Origin of the sequence: Pseudomonas sp. B3(2017), from assembly GCF_002113595.1 — a bacterium.
Taxonomy (GTDB): Bacteria; Pseudomonadota; Gammaproteobacteria; order Pseudomonadales; family Pseudomonadaceae; genus Aquipseudomonas; species Aquipseudomonas ekonensis.
In genome coordinates this window covers 153,438-168,641 of the sequence record NZ_NEIU01000013.1, presented here as the reverse complement: position 1 = coordinate 168,641, position 15,204 = coordinate 153,438, and the positions used below count along the sequence as shown (strand labels likewise).

Below are 15,204 nucleotides of genomic sequence, written 5' to 3'. Positions count from 1 at the left end.
ATGTGTAAATTCATTTGCAAGTGCAAAACGCCAAAGACAGTTATTCATGTTCTTTGGCGTTTTTTTATGGGCGTTTAAATGAGTTTATTGATGTTCGTTACTTGGGAAATTTCCTACAAACAGCAGGAAATTTCCTAACTGAATCCGCGAGGCAAGTCGAGACAATACATTCACTTGATTCCATTGTGATGCCTGTTCGCTATGTCAAACGAAGTTTGAATTCCCGTCGGTCAATGACGTGATTCGATGTTTGTCGGCAAAGCTCCGTATCCGCAATCGAGTTGAAGGCGGAAGTCATCACGCCATGGATGACGCGGGTTTCGGAGGCTGGCTTGAGGCCAGTTCAGTGATGAACAGAATATTTTCGGTGGTTTGGAATACCTCGTTGCGCTGCTGGGTAGTGGCGTCAGAACTGGCCGACAAGAAGACCCGAAGCGGTCCGGCGCCTCAGCGAGCGACAATGGCCGCTGTGGTGGTCGCATTGTCGTCGGGCACCCTCAGCCCTGGCGCAATGGCTGCCACCAACCTGGGTGGCGGTTCCAGTGCGGCCGACTTCTCCATTGCGATCAGCGGGGGATCAACCACCACCGCCAGTAACATCAGTATCGCGATAGGCGATGCCGCCGTGGCATCGGGCAGCAACTCCATTGCGCTTGGGCGGCAGATCAACGTCACGGGCAACAACGCCACCGGTATCGGTTACGGCGTTGGCGTGGCGGCCACGGACGCGACGGCATTGGGCGCCAACGCATCGATAACATCGGCGGGCACAGCCGGCCTGGCGCTGGGTTCCTCTGCCTCGGTGACTTCCGCCAACGGCGTGGCGCTGGGCTCCAACTCGTCCGCCACGGGCACGACACTCACCAATGCGGCTTACGGTGTCGGCGGCACGGCGACGGCGGGCGGCGAAGTGAACATCAACAACGGATCCAACGGCCGCCGCATCACCGGCCTGGCCGCCGGCTCCAGCGGAACGGATGCCGTCAACGTCAACCAACTGAACAAGGTCGGGCAGGATACGGCAACGGCCCTGGGCGGCGGTGCGGCACTCAATGCGACCACCGGTGCATGGACGGCGCCGAGCTACTCGACCAACAGCATCAGCGCCACGGGCGCCAATACCGGCCCGCTGGTCAGCACCAACGTCGGCGCAGCCCTGAGCAACCTCAACACCAGCGTGACCAACACCGCCGCCGTAGCGGTGAAGTACGACAATGTTGCGACCAAGACTCAGGTGACCTTCAACCCGGCGGGTGCGGCGGTCAAGTTGACCAACATCGCTATCGGTGCACTGAACGCCACCAGCACCGACGCGGTGAACGGTTCGCAGTTGTTCGCCAACAGCCAGAACACGGCGTCGGCCCTGGGTGGCGGCGCGGCGGTCAATGCGGCAACCGGTGCGTGGACAGCGCCGAGCTATTCCACCAACAGCATCAGCGTCACAGGGGCCAACACCGGCCCGCTGGTCAGCACCAACGTCGGCGCAGCCCTGACCAACCTCAACACCAGCGTGACCAACACCGCCGCCGTGGCGGTGAAGTACGACGATGCCGCGACCAAGACCCAGGTGACCTTCAACCCGGCGGGCACGGCGGTGAAGCTGACCAACGTCGCGGCCGGCGCGTTGAACGCCACCAGCACCGACGCCGTGAACGGTTCGCAGTTGTTGGCCAACAGTCAGAACATGGCGTCGGCATTGGGCGGCGGCGCGGCGGTCAATGCGGCAACCGGTGCGTGGACGGCGCCGAGCTATTCCACCAACAGCATCAGCACCACAGGGGCCAACACCGGCCCGCTGGTCAGCACCAACGTCGGCGCAGCGCTGACCAACCTCAACACCAGCGTGACCAACACCGCCGCCGTGGCCGTGAAGTACGACGATCCCGTGACCAAGACTCAGGTGACCTTCAACCCGGCGGGCACCTCTGTGAAGTTGACCAACGTCGCGGCCGGCGCCTTGAACGGCACCAGCACCGACGCCGTGAACGGCTCGCAGTTGTTCGCCAACAGCCAGAACACGGCGTCTGCCTTGGGCGGCGGGGCGGCGGTCAACGCGACCACCGGCGCGTGGACGGCGCCTAGCTATTCCACCAACAGCATCAGCGTGACGGGCGCCAATACCGGCCCGCTGGTCAGCAGTGATGTGGGCGCCGCGCTGAGCAACCTCAACACCAGCGTGACCAACACGGCCGCCGTAGCGGTGAAGTACGACGATGCTGCGACCAAGACCCAAGTGACGTTCAACCCGGCCGGAACTGCGGTGAAGCTGACCAACGTCGCGGCCGGTGTGTTGAACGCCACCAGCACCGATGCGGTCAACGGCTCGCAGTTGTTCGCGACCAACCAGACCGTCGACAACCTCGTCAGCAACGGCGCGGGCATCAAGTACTTCCACAGCAACTCGACTCTGGCTGACAGCAGCGCGACCGGCCCGGACAGCGTCGCCATCGGCCCGCTCGCGAGCGCGACCCTCGCCAATGGTGTGGCGCTGGGCTCCAACTCGTCCGCCACGGGCGCGACGTTGGGCAACGCCGCTTATGGCGTCGGCGGGACGGCAACGGCGGGCGGCGAAGTGAACATCGCCAATGGCGCCGACGGCCGCCGCATCACCGGCCTCGCCGCCGGCTCCAGCGCAACCGATGCCGTCAACGTCAGCCAACTGAACAAGGTAGGGCAGGACACCGCGACCGCGTTGGGCGGCGGCGCAACGCTGGATGCGAACACCGGAACCTGGACGGCGCCGAGCTACTCGACCAACAGCATCAGCGCCACGGGCGCCAACACCGGCCCGTTGCTCAGCAACAACGTCGGCGCAGCCCTGACCAACCTCAACACCAGCGTGACCAACACCGCCGCCGTGGCCGTTAAGTACGACGATGCCGCGACCAAGACCCAAGTGACGTTCAACCCGGCCGGAACTGCGGTGAAGCTGACCAACGTCGCAGCCGGCGCCCTGAACGCCACCAGCACCGATGCGGTGAACGGTTCGCAGTTGTTCGCCGACAGCCAGAACACGGCGTCGGCATTGGGCGGCGGCGCGGCGGTCAACGCGACTACCGGTGCGTGGACAGCGCCGAGTTACTCGACCAACAGCATCAGTGTGACGGGCGCCAATACCGGCCCGCTGACCAGCAGTGACGTGGGCGCAGCGCTGACCAACCTCAACACCAGCGTGACCAACACCGCCGCCGTGGCGGTGAAATACGACGATGCCGCAACCAAGACCCAAGTGACCTTCAACCCGGCCGGCACAGCGGTGAAGCTGACCAACGTCGCAGCCGGTGCCCTGAACGCCACCAGCACCGACGCGGTGAACGGCTCGCAGCTGTTCGCGACCAACCAAACCGTCGACAACCTCGTCAACAACGGCACAGGCATCAAGTACTTCCACAGCAACTCGACTCTGGCTGACAGCAGCGCGACCGGCCAGGACAGCGTGGCCATCGGGCCGCTGGCGAGTGCGACCCTTGCCAACGGTGTGGCACTGGGCTCCAACTCGTCCGCCACGGGCGCGACGTTGGGCAACGCGGCTTATGGCGTCGGTGGGACGGCGACGGCGGGCGGCGAAGTGAACATCGCCAATGGCGCCGACGACCGCCGCATCACCGGCCTCGCCGCCGGCTCCAGCGCAACCGATGCCGTCAACGTCAGCCAACTGAACAAGGTAGGGCAGGACACCGCGACCGCGTTGGGCGGCGGCGCAACGCTGGATGCGAACACCGGTGCATGGACGGCACCGAGCTACTCGACCAACAGCATCAGCGCCACGGGCGCCAACACCGGCCCGTTGCTCAGCAACAACGTCGGCGCAGCCCTGACCAACCTCAACACCAGCGTGACCAACACCGCCGCCGTGGCCGTTAAGTACGACGATGCCGCGACCAAGACCCAAGTGACGTTCAACCCGGCCGGAACTGCGGTGAAGCTGACCAACGTCGCAGCCGGTGCCCTGAACGCCACCAGCACAGACGCCGTTAACGGCTCGCAACTGTTCGCGACCAACCAGACCGTCGACAGCCTCGTCAACAACGGCGCCGGCATCAAATACTTCCACGGCAACTCGACCCTGGCCGACAGCAGCGCGACCGGCCAGGACAGCGTCGCCATCGGCCCGCTCGCGAGCGCGACGATTGCCAACGGTGTGGCCCTGGGCTCCAACTCGTCTGCCACGGGCGCGACGCTGGGCAATGCGGCTTACGGTGTCGGCGGGACGGCGACGGCGGGCGGCGAAGTGAACATCGCCAACGGTGCCGATGGCCGTCGCCTCACCGGCCTTGCCGCCGGCTCCAGCGCAACCGATGCTGTCAACGTCAGCCAACTGAACAAGGCAGGGCAGGACACCGCGACCGCACTGGGCGGCGGCGCAGCGTTGGATGCGAACACCGGTGCATGGACGGCACCGAGCTACTCCACCAACAGCATCAGCACCACGGGCGCCAACACCGGCCCATTGGTCAGCACCAACGTCGGTGCGGCCCTGACCAACCTCAACACCAGCGTGACCAACACCGCCGCCGTGGCGGTGAAGTACGACGATGCTGCAACCAAGACCCAAGTGACCTTCAACCCGGCCGGCACAGCGGTGAAATTGACCAACGTCGCAGCCGGTGCCCTGAACGCCACCAGCACAGACGCCGTGAACGGCTCGCAACTGTTCGCGACCAACCAGACCGTCGACAGCCTCGTCAACAACGGCGCCGGCATCAAATACTTCCACGGCAACTCGACCCTGGCCGACAGCAGCGCGACCGGCCAGGACAGCGTCGCCATCGGCCCGCTTGCGAGCGCGACGATTGCCAACGGTGTGGCGTTGGGTTCCAACTCGTCCGCCACCGGCGCCACGCTGGGTAACGCCGCTTACGGCGTCGGTGGCACGGCAACGGCGGGTGGCGAAGTGAACATCGCCAACGGCACCGACGGCCGTCGCATCACCGGCCTTGCCGCCGGCTCCAGCGCAACCGATGCTGTCAACGTCAGCCAACTGAACAAGGCAGGGCAGGACACCGCGACCGCACTGGGCGGCGGCGCAGCGTTGGATGCGAACACCGGTGCATGGACGGCACCGAGCTACTCCACCAACAGCATCAGCACCACGGGCGCCAACACTGGCCCATTGGTCAGCAACAACGTTGGCGCAGCGCTGACCAACCTCAACAACAGCCTGACCAACACCGCCGCCGTAGCGGTGAAGTACGACGATGCCGCGACCAAAACCCAGGTGACCTTCAACCCGGCCGGCACGGCGGTGAAGCTGACCAACGTCGCAGCCGGCGCCCTGAACGCCACCAGCACCGACGCGGTGAACGGCTCGCAACTGTTCGCGACCAATCAGACCGTCGACAACCTGGTGAACAACGGCGCCGGCATCAAGTACTTCCACAGCAACTCGACCCTGGCCGACGCGCAAGCCAACGGTCAGGACAGCATCGCGATCGGGCCGCAATCCATCGCCGCCGGCGTCAATTCATTCGCGGCCGGTTCCGGCGCCAGCGCGAGCGCGGACGGTGCTCTCGCGCTGGGCCGTCTGAGCCAGGCGCAGGTGGCGGGCGGTATCGCGCTGGGCGAAGGTTCGGTCGCCGACCGGGTCCTGGCACCGACCACCGGCTCGATTGCCGCCGGCGCCGGGACGATCATCTACGACACCTCGGATGCCACCTTGCTGGGCTCGGTGTCGGTGGGCAAGGCCGGCAGCTACCGGCAGATCACCAACGTGGCGGACGCCACCGAAGACCACGACGCCGTGACCCTGCGCCAGCTGACCGGCGCGATGGGCTCGCTGAGTTCGACCGGTACGCTGTACTTCCACGCCAATTCGACCAACCCCACGGACTCGCTCGCCAGCGGCGCGGAATCGGTCGCCGTCGGCCCCGGCACCGTGGTCAACGGCGACAACGGCATCGGGCTCGGCAACCAGGCCAACGTCAGTCAGGCCGCCGCCGGCGGCATCGCCATCGGCCGCAACACGCAGGTGCTGCTGGCGTCAGGCATTGCGGTGGGCAGCGCGGCGCAGGCGGCGGCGGAGCAGGCGGTCGCGCTGGGCGCTGGCGCCAATGCCAGCCATGCCATGAGCGTGGCGCTGGGTTCGAGCTCGCTCACCACGGTCGGTGCCGAGACGGGCTACAGCGCCTATCGGCTGGCCGGCCCGCAGACATCGGTCGGCGAGGTCGGCATCGGCACGGCCCTGGGCAGCCGCAAGATCACCGGGCTGGCGGCCGGCACGCAGGACAACGACGCGGTCAACGTGGCCCAACTCAAAGCGGTCGGCGACCAGGTCGACCAGAACACCACGGACATCACGAACCTGGGCGGACGAGTCGGCGGGCTTGAAACTCTGATCGGCGCGGGAGGCGGCATCAAGTACCTGCACGTCAACTCGACCCGGGCAGACTCCAGCGCCACGGGCACCGACGCCATGGCGTTGGGCGCCCAGGCCCAGGCGTCGGGCACCGGCTCGGTGGCGGCGGGCAGCGGCGCCACGGCGACCGCCGCCGGCAGCGTCGCGCTCGGCAGCGGCGCCAGTGATGGCGGACGCGGTGCCGAAACCTACAGCGGTCAGTATTCGGGGGCGAACAACGTGACGTCGGGCACCGTATCGGTGGGCAATGCCGCGACCGGCGAGACCCGCACGGTCAGCAACGTCGCCGACGGCAAGAACGCCAACGATGCGGTCAACGTGCGCCAGCTCGACGGCGCGGTGGCGGAAGCCAAGCAATACACCGACGACTCCATCGCCAACCTGGGGGCCAACGCCGGTCAGCAGGACGGCCGCATCACCTCGGTGGAGGGGGATGTCGCCAACATCAAGAACGGCACCGACGGCATGTTCCAGGTGAGCAACGGCAGTGCGGCGGCCAAGCCTAAAGCCACGGGCGCCGATTCTCTCGCCGGGGGCGCGGGGGCGGTGGCGTCCGGCAAGAACAGCGCGGCGGTCGGCACGCGGTCCCAAGCCAGCGGGGAGAACTCGGTGGCACTGGGCAACGGCGCCAAGGCGTCTGCCAGAAATGCCACGGCGCTGGGCGCCAACTCGGTGGCGGACCGCGACAACAGCGTTTCGCTCGGCAGCAGCGGCAACGAGCGCCAGCTCACCAACCTCGCGGCGGGCACCCGCGGCACGGATGCGGTGAACCTCGACCAGCTGAACAGCAGCGTGGCGGACATCACCGCCAACGCCAATGCCTACACCGACTCGCGCTACATGGAACTGAAGAACGACCTCAAGCAGCAGGACGAAATCCTCAGCGCGGGCATCGCCGGTGCGATGGCGATGGCCAGCCTGCCGCAGTCGTATTCGCCGGGTTCCAGCATGACGGTGGCCGCTGCGGGCACTTATCGCGGCCAGTCGTCGCTGGCCTTCGGCGTATCGCACATGTCCGCCAACGGCCGCTGGGTGACGAAGCTGCAGGGCAGCACCGACACCCAGCGCAAGGTCGGGGTGGCGGTGGGCATCGGTTATCAGTGGTGACCCGCAGATGGGTCTTGTGCAGGTCATGATCAAACTCTTGAGGCAACAACCATGAACATGAAATCCGTTTTCGTCGCCATTCTGATCCTGCTCGTGGCCCTGGCCGGCTACGACAAATTCCTCAGCGGCAAGCCGGCCGACGCGCCGCGCATCTGGTTGCGCACGCCGGCGCTGCCGGTGATCCAGGAGGCGGTCTTCCAGCTGTCGCCCAGGTTCGACGAGCCGCGCCAAACCCTCATGATGGAGCAGCTTTGCGGGCTGGCGCGCGGCGAGGCGAAACAGGAACAGGTCAACGCGTTCCTCACGCAGCAGGGGATCGACGCGCAGACGTTGCCCCGCCAGGGCAGCCCGCTCTCGTTGCTGATCAACGGCGACCGGGCCGGACAGGCCTCGGCTTGCGCGGCGTACCTGGCGACGACGGTGCTGTCGACCGTCAACGTGGCCGAGTTCATGCGCCCCGTCACCGTGCCGGCCGCCAACGGCCAGCCTGAGAAGTCGTCGCTGCAGATCGACAACGCGCTGCTGACCTCGACGCTGGCGGTGAAACTGGCAGTGGCGCGGGCCAATGCCGATGTCTTCGCCTTGATCGCCGTGGAGCTGCAGCGCAGCCCTGGCCTGACGATCCCGCAGTACCGCGAACAGGCCGGGCAGCTGTTTGTCCGCCTGGCCCCGACGTACCTGCAACGCATCAAGGAACAGCTGCCGCCGGCGAACACCCAGTACAAACTGCTGCAGATGGACGACAACCGCTTTGTGTTCAGCAGCTCGGTGGGCAGTGTCTTCGAGTTCGGCCGCAACGGTCTGATCCTGAGTCAGGGCGGCATCGTCTGGTACGGCAAGGGGCGGTTGATGGGGCAGGAATATCCGTTGCAGGTGGAGTGCTTTTCGGCCGCCGTCAAAGGGCTGCTGGCATCGCCCGCGGCGCCTCTGACCACGTCGATCCAGTGAGGGAAACATGACCCAGACGAACGATCCAAAGGCAGGTTTTGCGGAGGTGGCGGGTGGCTGAGACAGTCGACAGATTCGTGCTGCGCTTGCCCGAAGGCCTGCGCCAGACGCTGAAACGCATCGCGAAGCAGAACCAGCGGAGCCTGAACGCCGAAATCGTCTCCCGCATGGAGCGCTCCCTGGCGGGGCCGCGCGGCCACGATTCCGATGACGAAAAGAGACAGGCTTTGCTTCGTGCATTCTTTGATCACACGGACGAGGTCAATTAGGGAGCAGGGCAGGGACGGGCCCGCTCAAAGCGAGGCCTGATCCAGAAACCTGCTGATCTCGCGCGAGTAGGCGCCGGGGTGCGAGAACCTGAACATGTGGCCGCTGCGCGGCAGGATGACTTCCTGCGAGCCCTGTATGCCCTTGAGCAGGATCCCGGCGGCTTCCTCGCCGATCAGCTTGTCTTCCTCGGGCGTCAGGATCAGCGTGGGCACGTCGATGTTCTTCAGTTTGGCCGTGTAGTTCACCTGTTCGATGGAGCGTATGCGGTTGACGTAAGCCTTGTGGGGCGTCTCCTTGAGGAAGAACGCGCGGCTCTTTCGGGCCGACCAGGGGATCTCGCCCTCCTTGTCGAACGACGACGCCAGTTGAGCGGCGTGAATTCGCAGGGTCGTCTGCCGGTAAAAAGGGCCAGGGAAGAACGGCGCCAACGCCGCCAGCGCCTTGAGCAGGGGCGAGGTGATCGGGCTCTTGGCAAATCCGCCCGACAGCACCAGGCCCTTGAGGCCTTTCGGGCGGCGCGTCGCCACCGCAATCGAGGAGACCGCGCCGTAGGAATCGCCCACCAGCACGTAGCTCTTGAGATCCTTCACCTGGTCGATGATGAAGTCGGCCAGTGTCTCCAGCTCGCGCACGTCGTCCGGCAACCGAAGGGTGCGCATGGGGCGATCCTGCAAGCCGCTCAACTGGTCCAGTTGCCACGGAGCTCCGGCGAAGCAAGGGATCATGACCAGGGTAGGCGCGGTGTTCATGGGGTACTCCAGGCGGTTGAATGAACGGCAACCGGACTCTAGGAGAACCGAGGCCAGCGATCCAATGGCATCGGCGCAGCAACTCGATGCACGGGATGCATCGCGCCCATGAGGCTCAACCGGCGGTCAACAGCTCGGTCAGCCACTCGATGGCCGGCTCGTTGGCGCGCCCTTGCGCTCGAATCACGAACACCTCCCAGGCGGGCAGCGTCACAGGCAACTCGAACAGGCTCAGTTGCGCCGCCTCCTGCATCTGCAAGGCGACCTGCTCGGCCACCACGGCAATCGACTGCGAAGCACCGACCAAGAACGGCACCGCCAAAAAGTTCGGGCAGGTGACGCTCACGTGGCGGGTGTGGCCCAGAAGCTCCAGCGCCTCGTCGACCGCGCCCCGCGCATCGCCCCGTGGCGAGACCAAAATGTGCGGCAAGCGGACAAAGTCCTCCAGCGCCATCCGCAGCGCCTTGCCGCGCTTGACCAGCGCCGGGTGCCCCTGGCGCGCGATGCCGACGAAGCGCTCCTGACGGACCCGCCGGCAATCGAAGCGCTGCGGACGCTGGGCAAAGGAGCCCGAGCCCAGCACGATGTCGACCTCGCCGGCGTCCAGCAGGCGCAGGGCGGATTCGGCATCCGCCGACCGAAGCTTCAGCACGAGGTGCGGCGCCGCAGCCTGAATCCTCTCCAGGGCCGGGGCGATGACGGTCACGACCGCGTGATCGGTCGCCGCCACGGACAGGGTCGCCTGCAAACGGCCGGGATCGAACGGCCCCCGTGGGCTGGCCACCAGCCTGATCGATTCAAGCACCGCCAGCACCCTCGGCATCAGCTCGATGGTCAGCGGCGTCGGCGCCATGCCGCGGGGGTTGCGGATGAACAGCTGATCGTCAAACGCGCCGCGCAACCTCGACAAGGCGTGGCTGGTGGCGGACTGGGACAGGTTCAACCGTTCGGCTGCGCGGCCCACATGCCTTTCGGCCCACAGCGCCTCCAGCACGACCAGCAGGTTGAGATCGAAACGCGTCAGGTCCAAGGGCTTCATGCGGGGCGTCAACCTCTTCGTTATGGGTTACACGGACGGGGCAGCGACGGGCGCGTGCCGGGCCATCAGCTCGACGGCCCAGTCGATGAACACGCGCAGTTTGGTGCTCACGTGCCGGTTCGGCGGGAACGCTAGGTACAGCGGCATGGGGTCGAGTGTCCAGTCGGTGAACAGCTGGACCAACTCGCCGCGCGCGTGATACGCCTGGGACATGTAGTGCGGCAACCACAGCACGCCCATGCCGGCCAGCCCGGCCGCCAGATAGGCATTGCCGTCGTCGACCGCCAGCGCGTAGTGACCGTGCACCTCGACGGACTCGTCGCCACGGCGCAGCGCATAGGGCACGACCTTGCCCTTGCGGGCCCAGACGAACCCCACGATGCGGTGGCGGGCGTCTTCCAGCTCAAGCGGATGCCCCGGAACGCCGGTGCGCTCCAGATAGTCCGGTGCCGCGAACACCCCCAACTGCAGGTCGCCGACCCGCCGGGCAATCAGCGATTGATCGGTGAGTTCGCCGCCGCGTATCACGCAGTCCACGTTTTCATCGATCAGGTCGACGATCCGGTCGCTGACGCCCAAGTCGATCTGGATATCGGGGTACTGCGCGTGGAACTGCGGAAGCGCAGGCACCAGGATCATGCGGGCCAGGGGACTGGGGACGTCGATCCGCAGCCGGCCCCTGGGCGATGCGGAGGCGGTGGACAGGCTGGTTTCGGCGTCGTCCAGGTCGGCCAGCAACCGCACCGCGCGCTCGTAGTAGGCGGCGCCGTCGGCGGTCACGTTGAGCTTGCGCGTGGTGCGGTTGATCAGCCGGACGCGCAGCCGCGCCTCCAACTGCTGAACCAACTGCGTCACGCTGGTCCTGCTCATGTGCAGCGTTTCCGCAGCCTTGGTGAAGCTGCCGGTGTCCACCACGCGCACGAACGCTTGCATCGCATCAAAACGGTCCATGGGGGCTCCGGTGGATTGTTTGGAATCTGAAAACAGTGATGGTCAAGATTGCCCGTTTATCCGCCGAAGGCGCCACCGTAACGTTGCCCCATCGTTGAAAACAGGGTCGCTCAGGCCCTTGATGGAGAAAGTCGATGGCAACACGCAATGTAGTTTTCCCCGCCGGCCGCCAGGCGCTGTACGAGCGCAACCGCTACTCGCCGGCGATCCGCAGCAATGGCTTGCTGTTCGTCTCAGGGCAAGTGGGCAGCCGCGAGGACGGCACGCCGGAACCTGACCTGCAAGCCCAGGTCCACCGCGCGTTCGCCAACCTGAATGCGATTCTAGCAGCGGCAGGTTGCACCTTCGACGATGTGATCGACGTGATCGTCTTCATCGTCGACCCCGAACAAAAGTTCGAAGCCATCTGGGAAGTCGTGCCCGAGTACTGGGGCCAGGCACCCCATCCGACGCTGACGGCGGTGGGGGTGACGTGGCTTTATGGGTTTGATTTCGAAATCAAGGTGATCGCGAAGTTGCCGGAGGCTTCGACGTAGGCGTGAGGAAGGCGCTACAGTTCGCTCTTTCATAAGGAGTGAAACATGCGAATTCTGTTAGGAGTAGTGGGCGCGCTGTTGTTGACCGGTTGTTCGACGATGGAAGAAAAACGGGCAGAAGGGCCGGCGCGCAGTTTCACGAGCAACAAGGACGCAGCGACCGTCGCCGAATGCTCGCTTTTCGCCTGGCAGAGTCAGAAGTGGGCAGGGGTGATTCATGAGGTCACTATCCAGCCGCTTCAGGGTGGCGGTAAAACGATTGTCAGTGTCGGACAACCAGAGTTCGCTGATTTCATCCCGACGGCTTCGGGCTCCGAGGTTAAGGTTTACTTCGTGGCGAACATCTTCGAAACGCGGCGCGACCGGAGGGCTGAGGCTATTCGAGGGTGTTTGTGAGGGGGGCTGAGGAGGGTGACGAACTGTAGGTTTGCAGATTTGGCTAGGTGAGAGGTTTTCAGCGTGCCAGACAATACAAAGCCCTGAGTGATCAGGGCTTTGTTGTATTGAGGAGGATGGAGGCGAGGGGAGGCGGACTTGTGGGGGGGGGCGGTCTTGGGTCGATCTTGACTGGTAGCAAACGGCCAAAAGCGGTCAATCTTGTGTTTTATAAAGAGAGACAGTCGGTCATCAACGACCTGTAGCACTCTAGGAAATTGCGTTTTCTGCATACGTTCGAGTCGAGTTTTTCTGTTTGATTTTAGGCAGATTTTTTTGACAACCTGCAATTTAAGTCCACTCTTGATATACGAACGAGGCGATGGTTGCTTCACTCGTACAGGAGAGTCTAATGCCATCGTGCATCAGGTGATGTCCGTGGAACAATATATTGAGTACATAATTTACGGTGTCTCGCCCGAAAAGGATTGGACTGATTATGCGGCGACGGTAATTGCCTTGGCGGCGGTTTGCTTTACGATCTACCAAGTTATGCAGCAGCGAAGGCACAATAGATTGATGGTGACTCCAAATCTTGATGGGGTTACTCATGAGGATGTACAACAAAATTCCTATGTGTACACGATAACCAATAATGGCGTGGGGCCGGCGATACTTAAATCGGTTGAGTTGTATTTTGATGATGTTTTGATGGCCCCTGAAAAGTTGATTTCTGACATGGTTGTTGAGATTTTTCCCAGTCTTCCTCGTGGTAATTTTGGTCATCACGTAGTCGCAGTTGGGTCATTTATACCTGTTGGAGCTGTGATAAAAATTGTAACGATAAGCTGTATGGGGGACTTAACACCAGATGAGGTGAAAAAGACGCTGTCGAAGCGCACTAGGCTTGTGCTTCAGTATGAGTCGATCTACAAGGACGTTTTTTATTTTGACTCTAGTGTCGACTGATCTCGTAGTTTGAGTGCGTTTGGTTTTGACTTTAGGCCGACGGATGGATGCTCTAATCTGTAAAGGATGAGGGGGACGGATTTATTTTCTTCACTCCAAACGTCCGTTTCTAGCCGAAAGATGCCATTCACCCCTTATCAACAAACCCGCGAACCGCCCCAACCACCACCCCAGGCGCTTCCTCCATCAACCAATGCCCCGCACCCGGAACCACCAGTTCCTTCACATCTACAGCCGCATTGCGCATCACCATCGCTTCATTGGCCCCAAACGATTTCTCCCCGCCGATGGCCAACACCGGCATCGTCAGTTTCGCTTTCATCACCGGTTCGTTATCGACCGCGTCCTGGTGGATGGCGCGAAATTGGGCGAAGGCCGCGTGCATGGTGCCGGGGCGGGCGTACAGTTTGGCGTAGTGCTGGCGAATGCCTTCATCGACCTTGGCCGGGTCGCCGGCGAATTCGTTCCAGAAACGGTCGAGGTAGATGCGTTCGCGGCCGGCCACCAGGCGCTCGATGTCCGGGCCACCGAAGTCGAAGTGCCACAACATGGGCGAGCGCACGATGTCGTTCCACGGCGCGATGCCGGGGACGGGGGCGTCCATGACCACCAGTTTGTCGGTCAGTTGCGGATAACGCGCGGCATAGGCAAAGGCGACCATGGTGCCGATGTCGTGGCCGATGATTACAGCGTTCTTGATGCCGAGCGCGGTCAACACGGCATGCACATCGCCCGCCTGGGTTTTCTTGTCGTAGCCGCTCTCCGGCATCGACGACAAGCCCAGGCCGCGCAGGTCAGGCACGACGACGGTGTGATCCTTGGCCAGGTCGGCGGCCAGCGGCGCCCACATGTCGCCGGTGTCGCCGAACCCATGCAGCAGGACAACGGCCGGGCCCTTGCCACCCACGCGCACGTGGATCTTCGCGCCTTCGACCGCGATGTCCTGCGTCTTGAACGACGCCGGGAACGGCGTCACGTCGGCAAGCGCGAGACTGACGACAGACAGCAGGGATGCGATCAACAGGGCTCGGATCATCGCGGGTGCTCCAGGTTGGAATGGGAGGAGCGTAGACCTGTTTGCAACAAATGCATGGGTGAGGGACTTGTTCGTCAACAGCGGACGAATTGCAGTGGGAGTCCGCCGCGTTATGACTTCTGTGGGGACCGCCAGTGCACGAAAGGAATTTTCGGAGCGATTGCCGATCGTGAGGGCAAAAAAAAGGGCCTGCCTGTTCAGGCCGGCCCTTTCGGTGCACTAAAGCAGCAGATCAGCGATCGTTCTTGGAGGACGAATCGGCCGCGTTGTCCAGGCCCTTGATGTTGTGGGTTCCCGGCGTGGTATCGGAGATCGCCGTTGCCTTGGACAGGCCACGGGTATCCTTCGAATGGGCTACGGACGCAGTTGTCGCGCCATGCCCTTTACTGTCGTTCCTGGTAGTGCCGCTGTGCTTGCCGCTCACGCCGTGGTCGCGAGTGGACTTGCCAGCATGCTCGACACCTTCGACCTTGCCATTGCGCTTCGCACCACGGATGCCGGAGCTACCGTCGGACGGGGCACTCGTATGGCCAAGAGCGCCTTTGCCCTTGCCGTTGCCGTGACCATTGCCATCGCCGTCACCGCCGCCATTGTCGCCGCTGTGGCCGGCGCTGTTGCCGCCGCCATGACCACTGCCATTGCCGCCACCACCGTGGCCACCACCATTACCGCCACCGCCACCGCCACCGCCACCATTGCCCCCGGCATAAACCGAACCAATCGGCGAGAGGTCGGCGGGCAGCAAAGCCGTGGCGCCAAACGCGAAAGCACAGACTGCTGCAACAACCAGGGTTTTCTTCATGATCGATACGCCTCCAGGGGCGGGGGTTGAGATCCCGGTCTGACTGCACTAAAGCCTCTTTGTTCGG

At 63.9% G+C, this 15,204-nt stretch carries 11 protein-coding genes; 6 read left to right on the top strand and 5 right to left on the bottom strand.

What is annotated here, in order from left to right; genetic code table 11:
* Positions 1–304 precede the first annotated feature (304 nt).
* From CAG33_RS28805 to CAG33_RS19370, 3 genes are read left to right on the top strand one after another with little or no spacing between them, the layout of a single operon-like run.
* Positions 305–7,462 carry a YadA-like family protein gene (locus tag CAG33_RS28805; RefSeq protein ID WP_139835918.1) on the top strand — a complete coding sequence of 2,386 codons (7,158 nt, stop codon included), beginning with the start codon at positions 305–307 and terminating at the stop codon, positions 7,460–7,462.
* 51 nt (positions 7,463–7,513) lie between these two features.
* Positions 7,514–8,410: a hypothetical protein gene (locus CAG33_RS19375; RefSeq protein WP_085582316.1), complete on the top strand. Its 897-nt coding sequence runs from the start codon at positions 7,514–7,516 to the stop codon at positions 8,408–8,410.
* Positions 8,411–8,463: 53 nt separating this feature from the next.
* Positions 8,464–8,679, top strand: coding sequence for an Arc family DNA-binding protein (locus tag CAG33_RS19370; protein WP_170930033.1), 216 nt, complete (start codon positions 8,464–8,466; stop codon positions 8,677–8,679).
* Positions 8,680–8,703: 24 nt separating this feature from the next.
* Here the strand turns inward: CAG33_RS19370 and CAG33_RS19365 are convergent, their stop codons facing one another.
* From CAG33_RS19365 to CAG33_RS19355, 3 genes are all read right to left on the bottom strand, one after another.
* Positions 8,704–9,429 carry an alpha/beta fold hydrolase gene (locus CAG33_RS19365; RefSeq protein WP_085640152.1) on the bottom strand — a complete coding sequence of 242 codons (726 nt, stop codon included), beginning with the start codon at positions 9,427–9,429 and terminating at the stop codon, positions 8,704–8,706.
* A gap of 115 nt (positions 9,430–9,544) precedes the next feature.
* Positions 9,545–10,468 carry a LysR family transcriptional regulator gene (locus CAG33_RS19360; protein ID WP_085640149.1) on the bottom strand — a complete coding sequence of 308 codons (924 nt, stop codon included), beginning with the start codon at positions 10,466–10,468 and terminating at the stop codon, positions 9,545–9,547.
* Positions 10,469–10,495: 27 nt separating this feature from the next.
* Complete coding sequence (locus tag CAG33_RS19355) at positions 10,496–11,419, bottom strand: LysR family transcriptional regulator (RefSeq protein ID WP_085640146.1); 924 nt, start codon at positions 11,417–11,419, stop codon at positions 10,496–10,498.
* A gap of 134 nt (positions 11,420–11,553) precedes the next feature.
* On the opposite strand from CAG33_RS19355, the gene CAG33_RS19350 reads away from it, so the two are divergent.
* From CAG33_RS19350 to CAG33_RS19340, 3 genes are all read left to right on the top strand, one after another.
* Positions 11,554–11,955 carry a RidA family protein gene (locus CAG33_RS19350; protein ID WP_085640143.1) on the top strand — a complete coding sequence of 134 codons (402 nt, stop codon included), beginning with the start codon at positions 11,554–11,556 and terminating at the stop codon, positions 11,953–11,955.
* Between the two features lie 45 nt (positions 11,956–12,000).
* Complete coding sequence (locus CAG33_RS19345; protein WP_085640140.1) at positions 12,001–12,351, top strand: hypothetical protein; 351 nt, start codon at positions 12,001–12,003, stop codon at positions 12,349–12,351.
* A 417-nt stretch (positions 12,352–12,768) separates the two neighbouring features.
* Positions 12,769–13,299, top strand: coding sequence for a hypothetical protein (locus tag CAG33_RS19340; protein WP_139831431.1), 531 nt, complete (start codon positions 12,769–12,771; stop codon positions 13,297–13,299).
* Positions 13,300–13,426: 127 nt separating this feature from the next.
* On the opposite strand, the gene CAG33_RS19335 is transcribed toward CAG33_RS19340, so the two are convergent.
* Together CAG33_RS19335 and CAG33_RS28680 are read right to left on the bottom strand one after the other, a co-directional pair.
* Positions 13,427–14,335 carry an alpha/beta fold hydrolase gene (locus CAG33_RS19335; protein ID WP_085640135.1) on the bottom strand — a complete coding sequence of 303 codons (909 nt, stop codon included), beginning with the start codon at positions 14,333–14,335 and terminating at the stop codon, positions 13,427–13,429.
* Positions 14,336–14,567: 232 nt separating this feature from the next.
* Positions 14,568–15,137 carry a hypothetical protein gene (locus CAG33_RS28680; protein ID WP_218189705.1) on the bottom strand — a complete coding sequence of 190 codons (570 nt, stop codon included), beginning with the start codon at positions 15,135–15,137 and terminating at the stop codon, positions 14,568–14,570.
* Positions 15,138–15,204 lie beyond the last annotated feature (67 nt).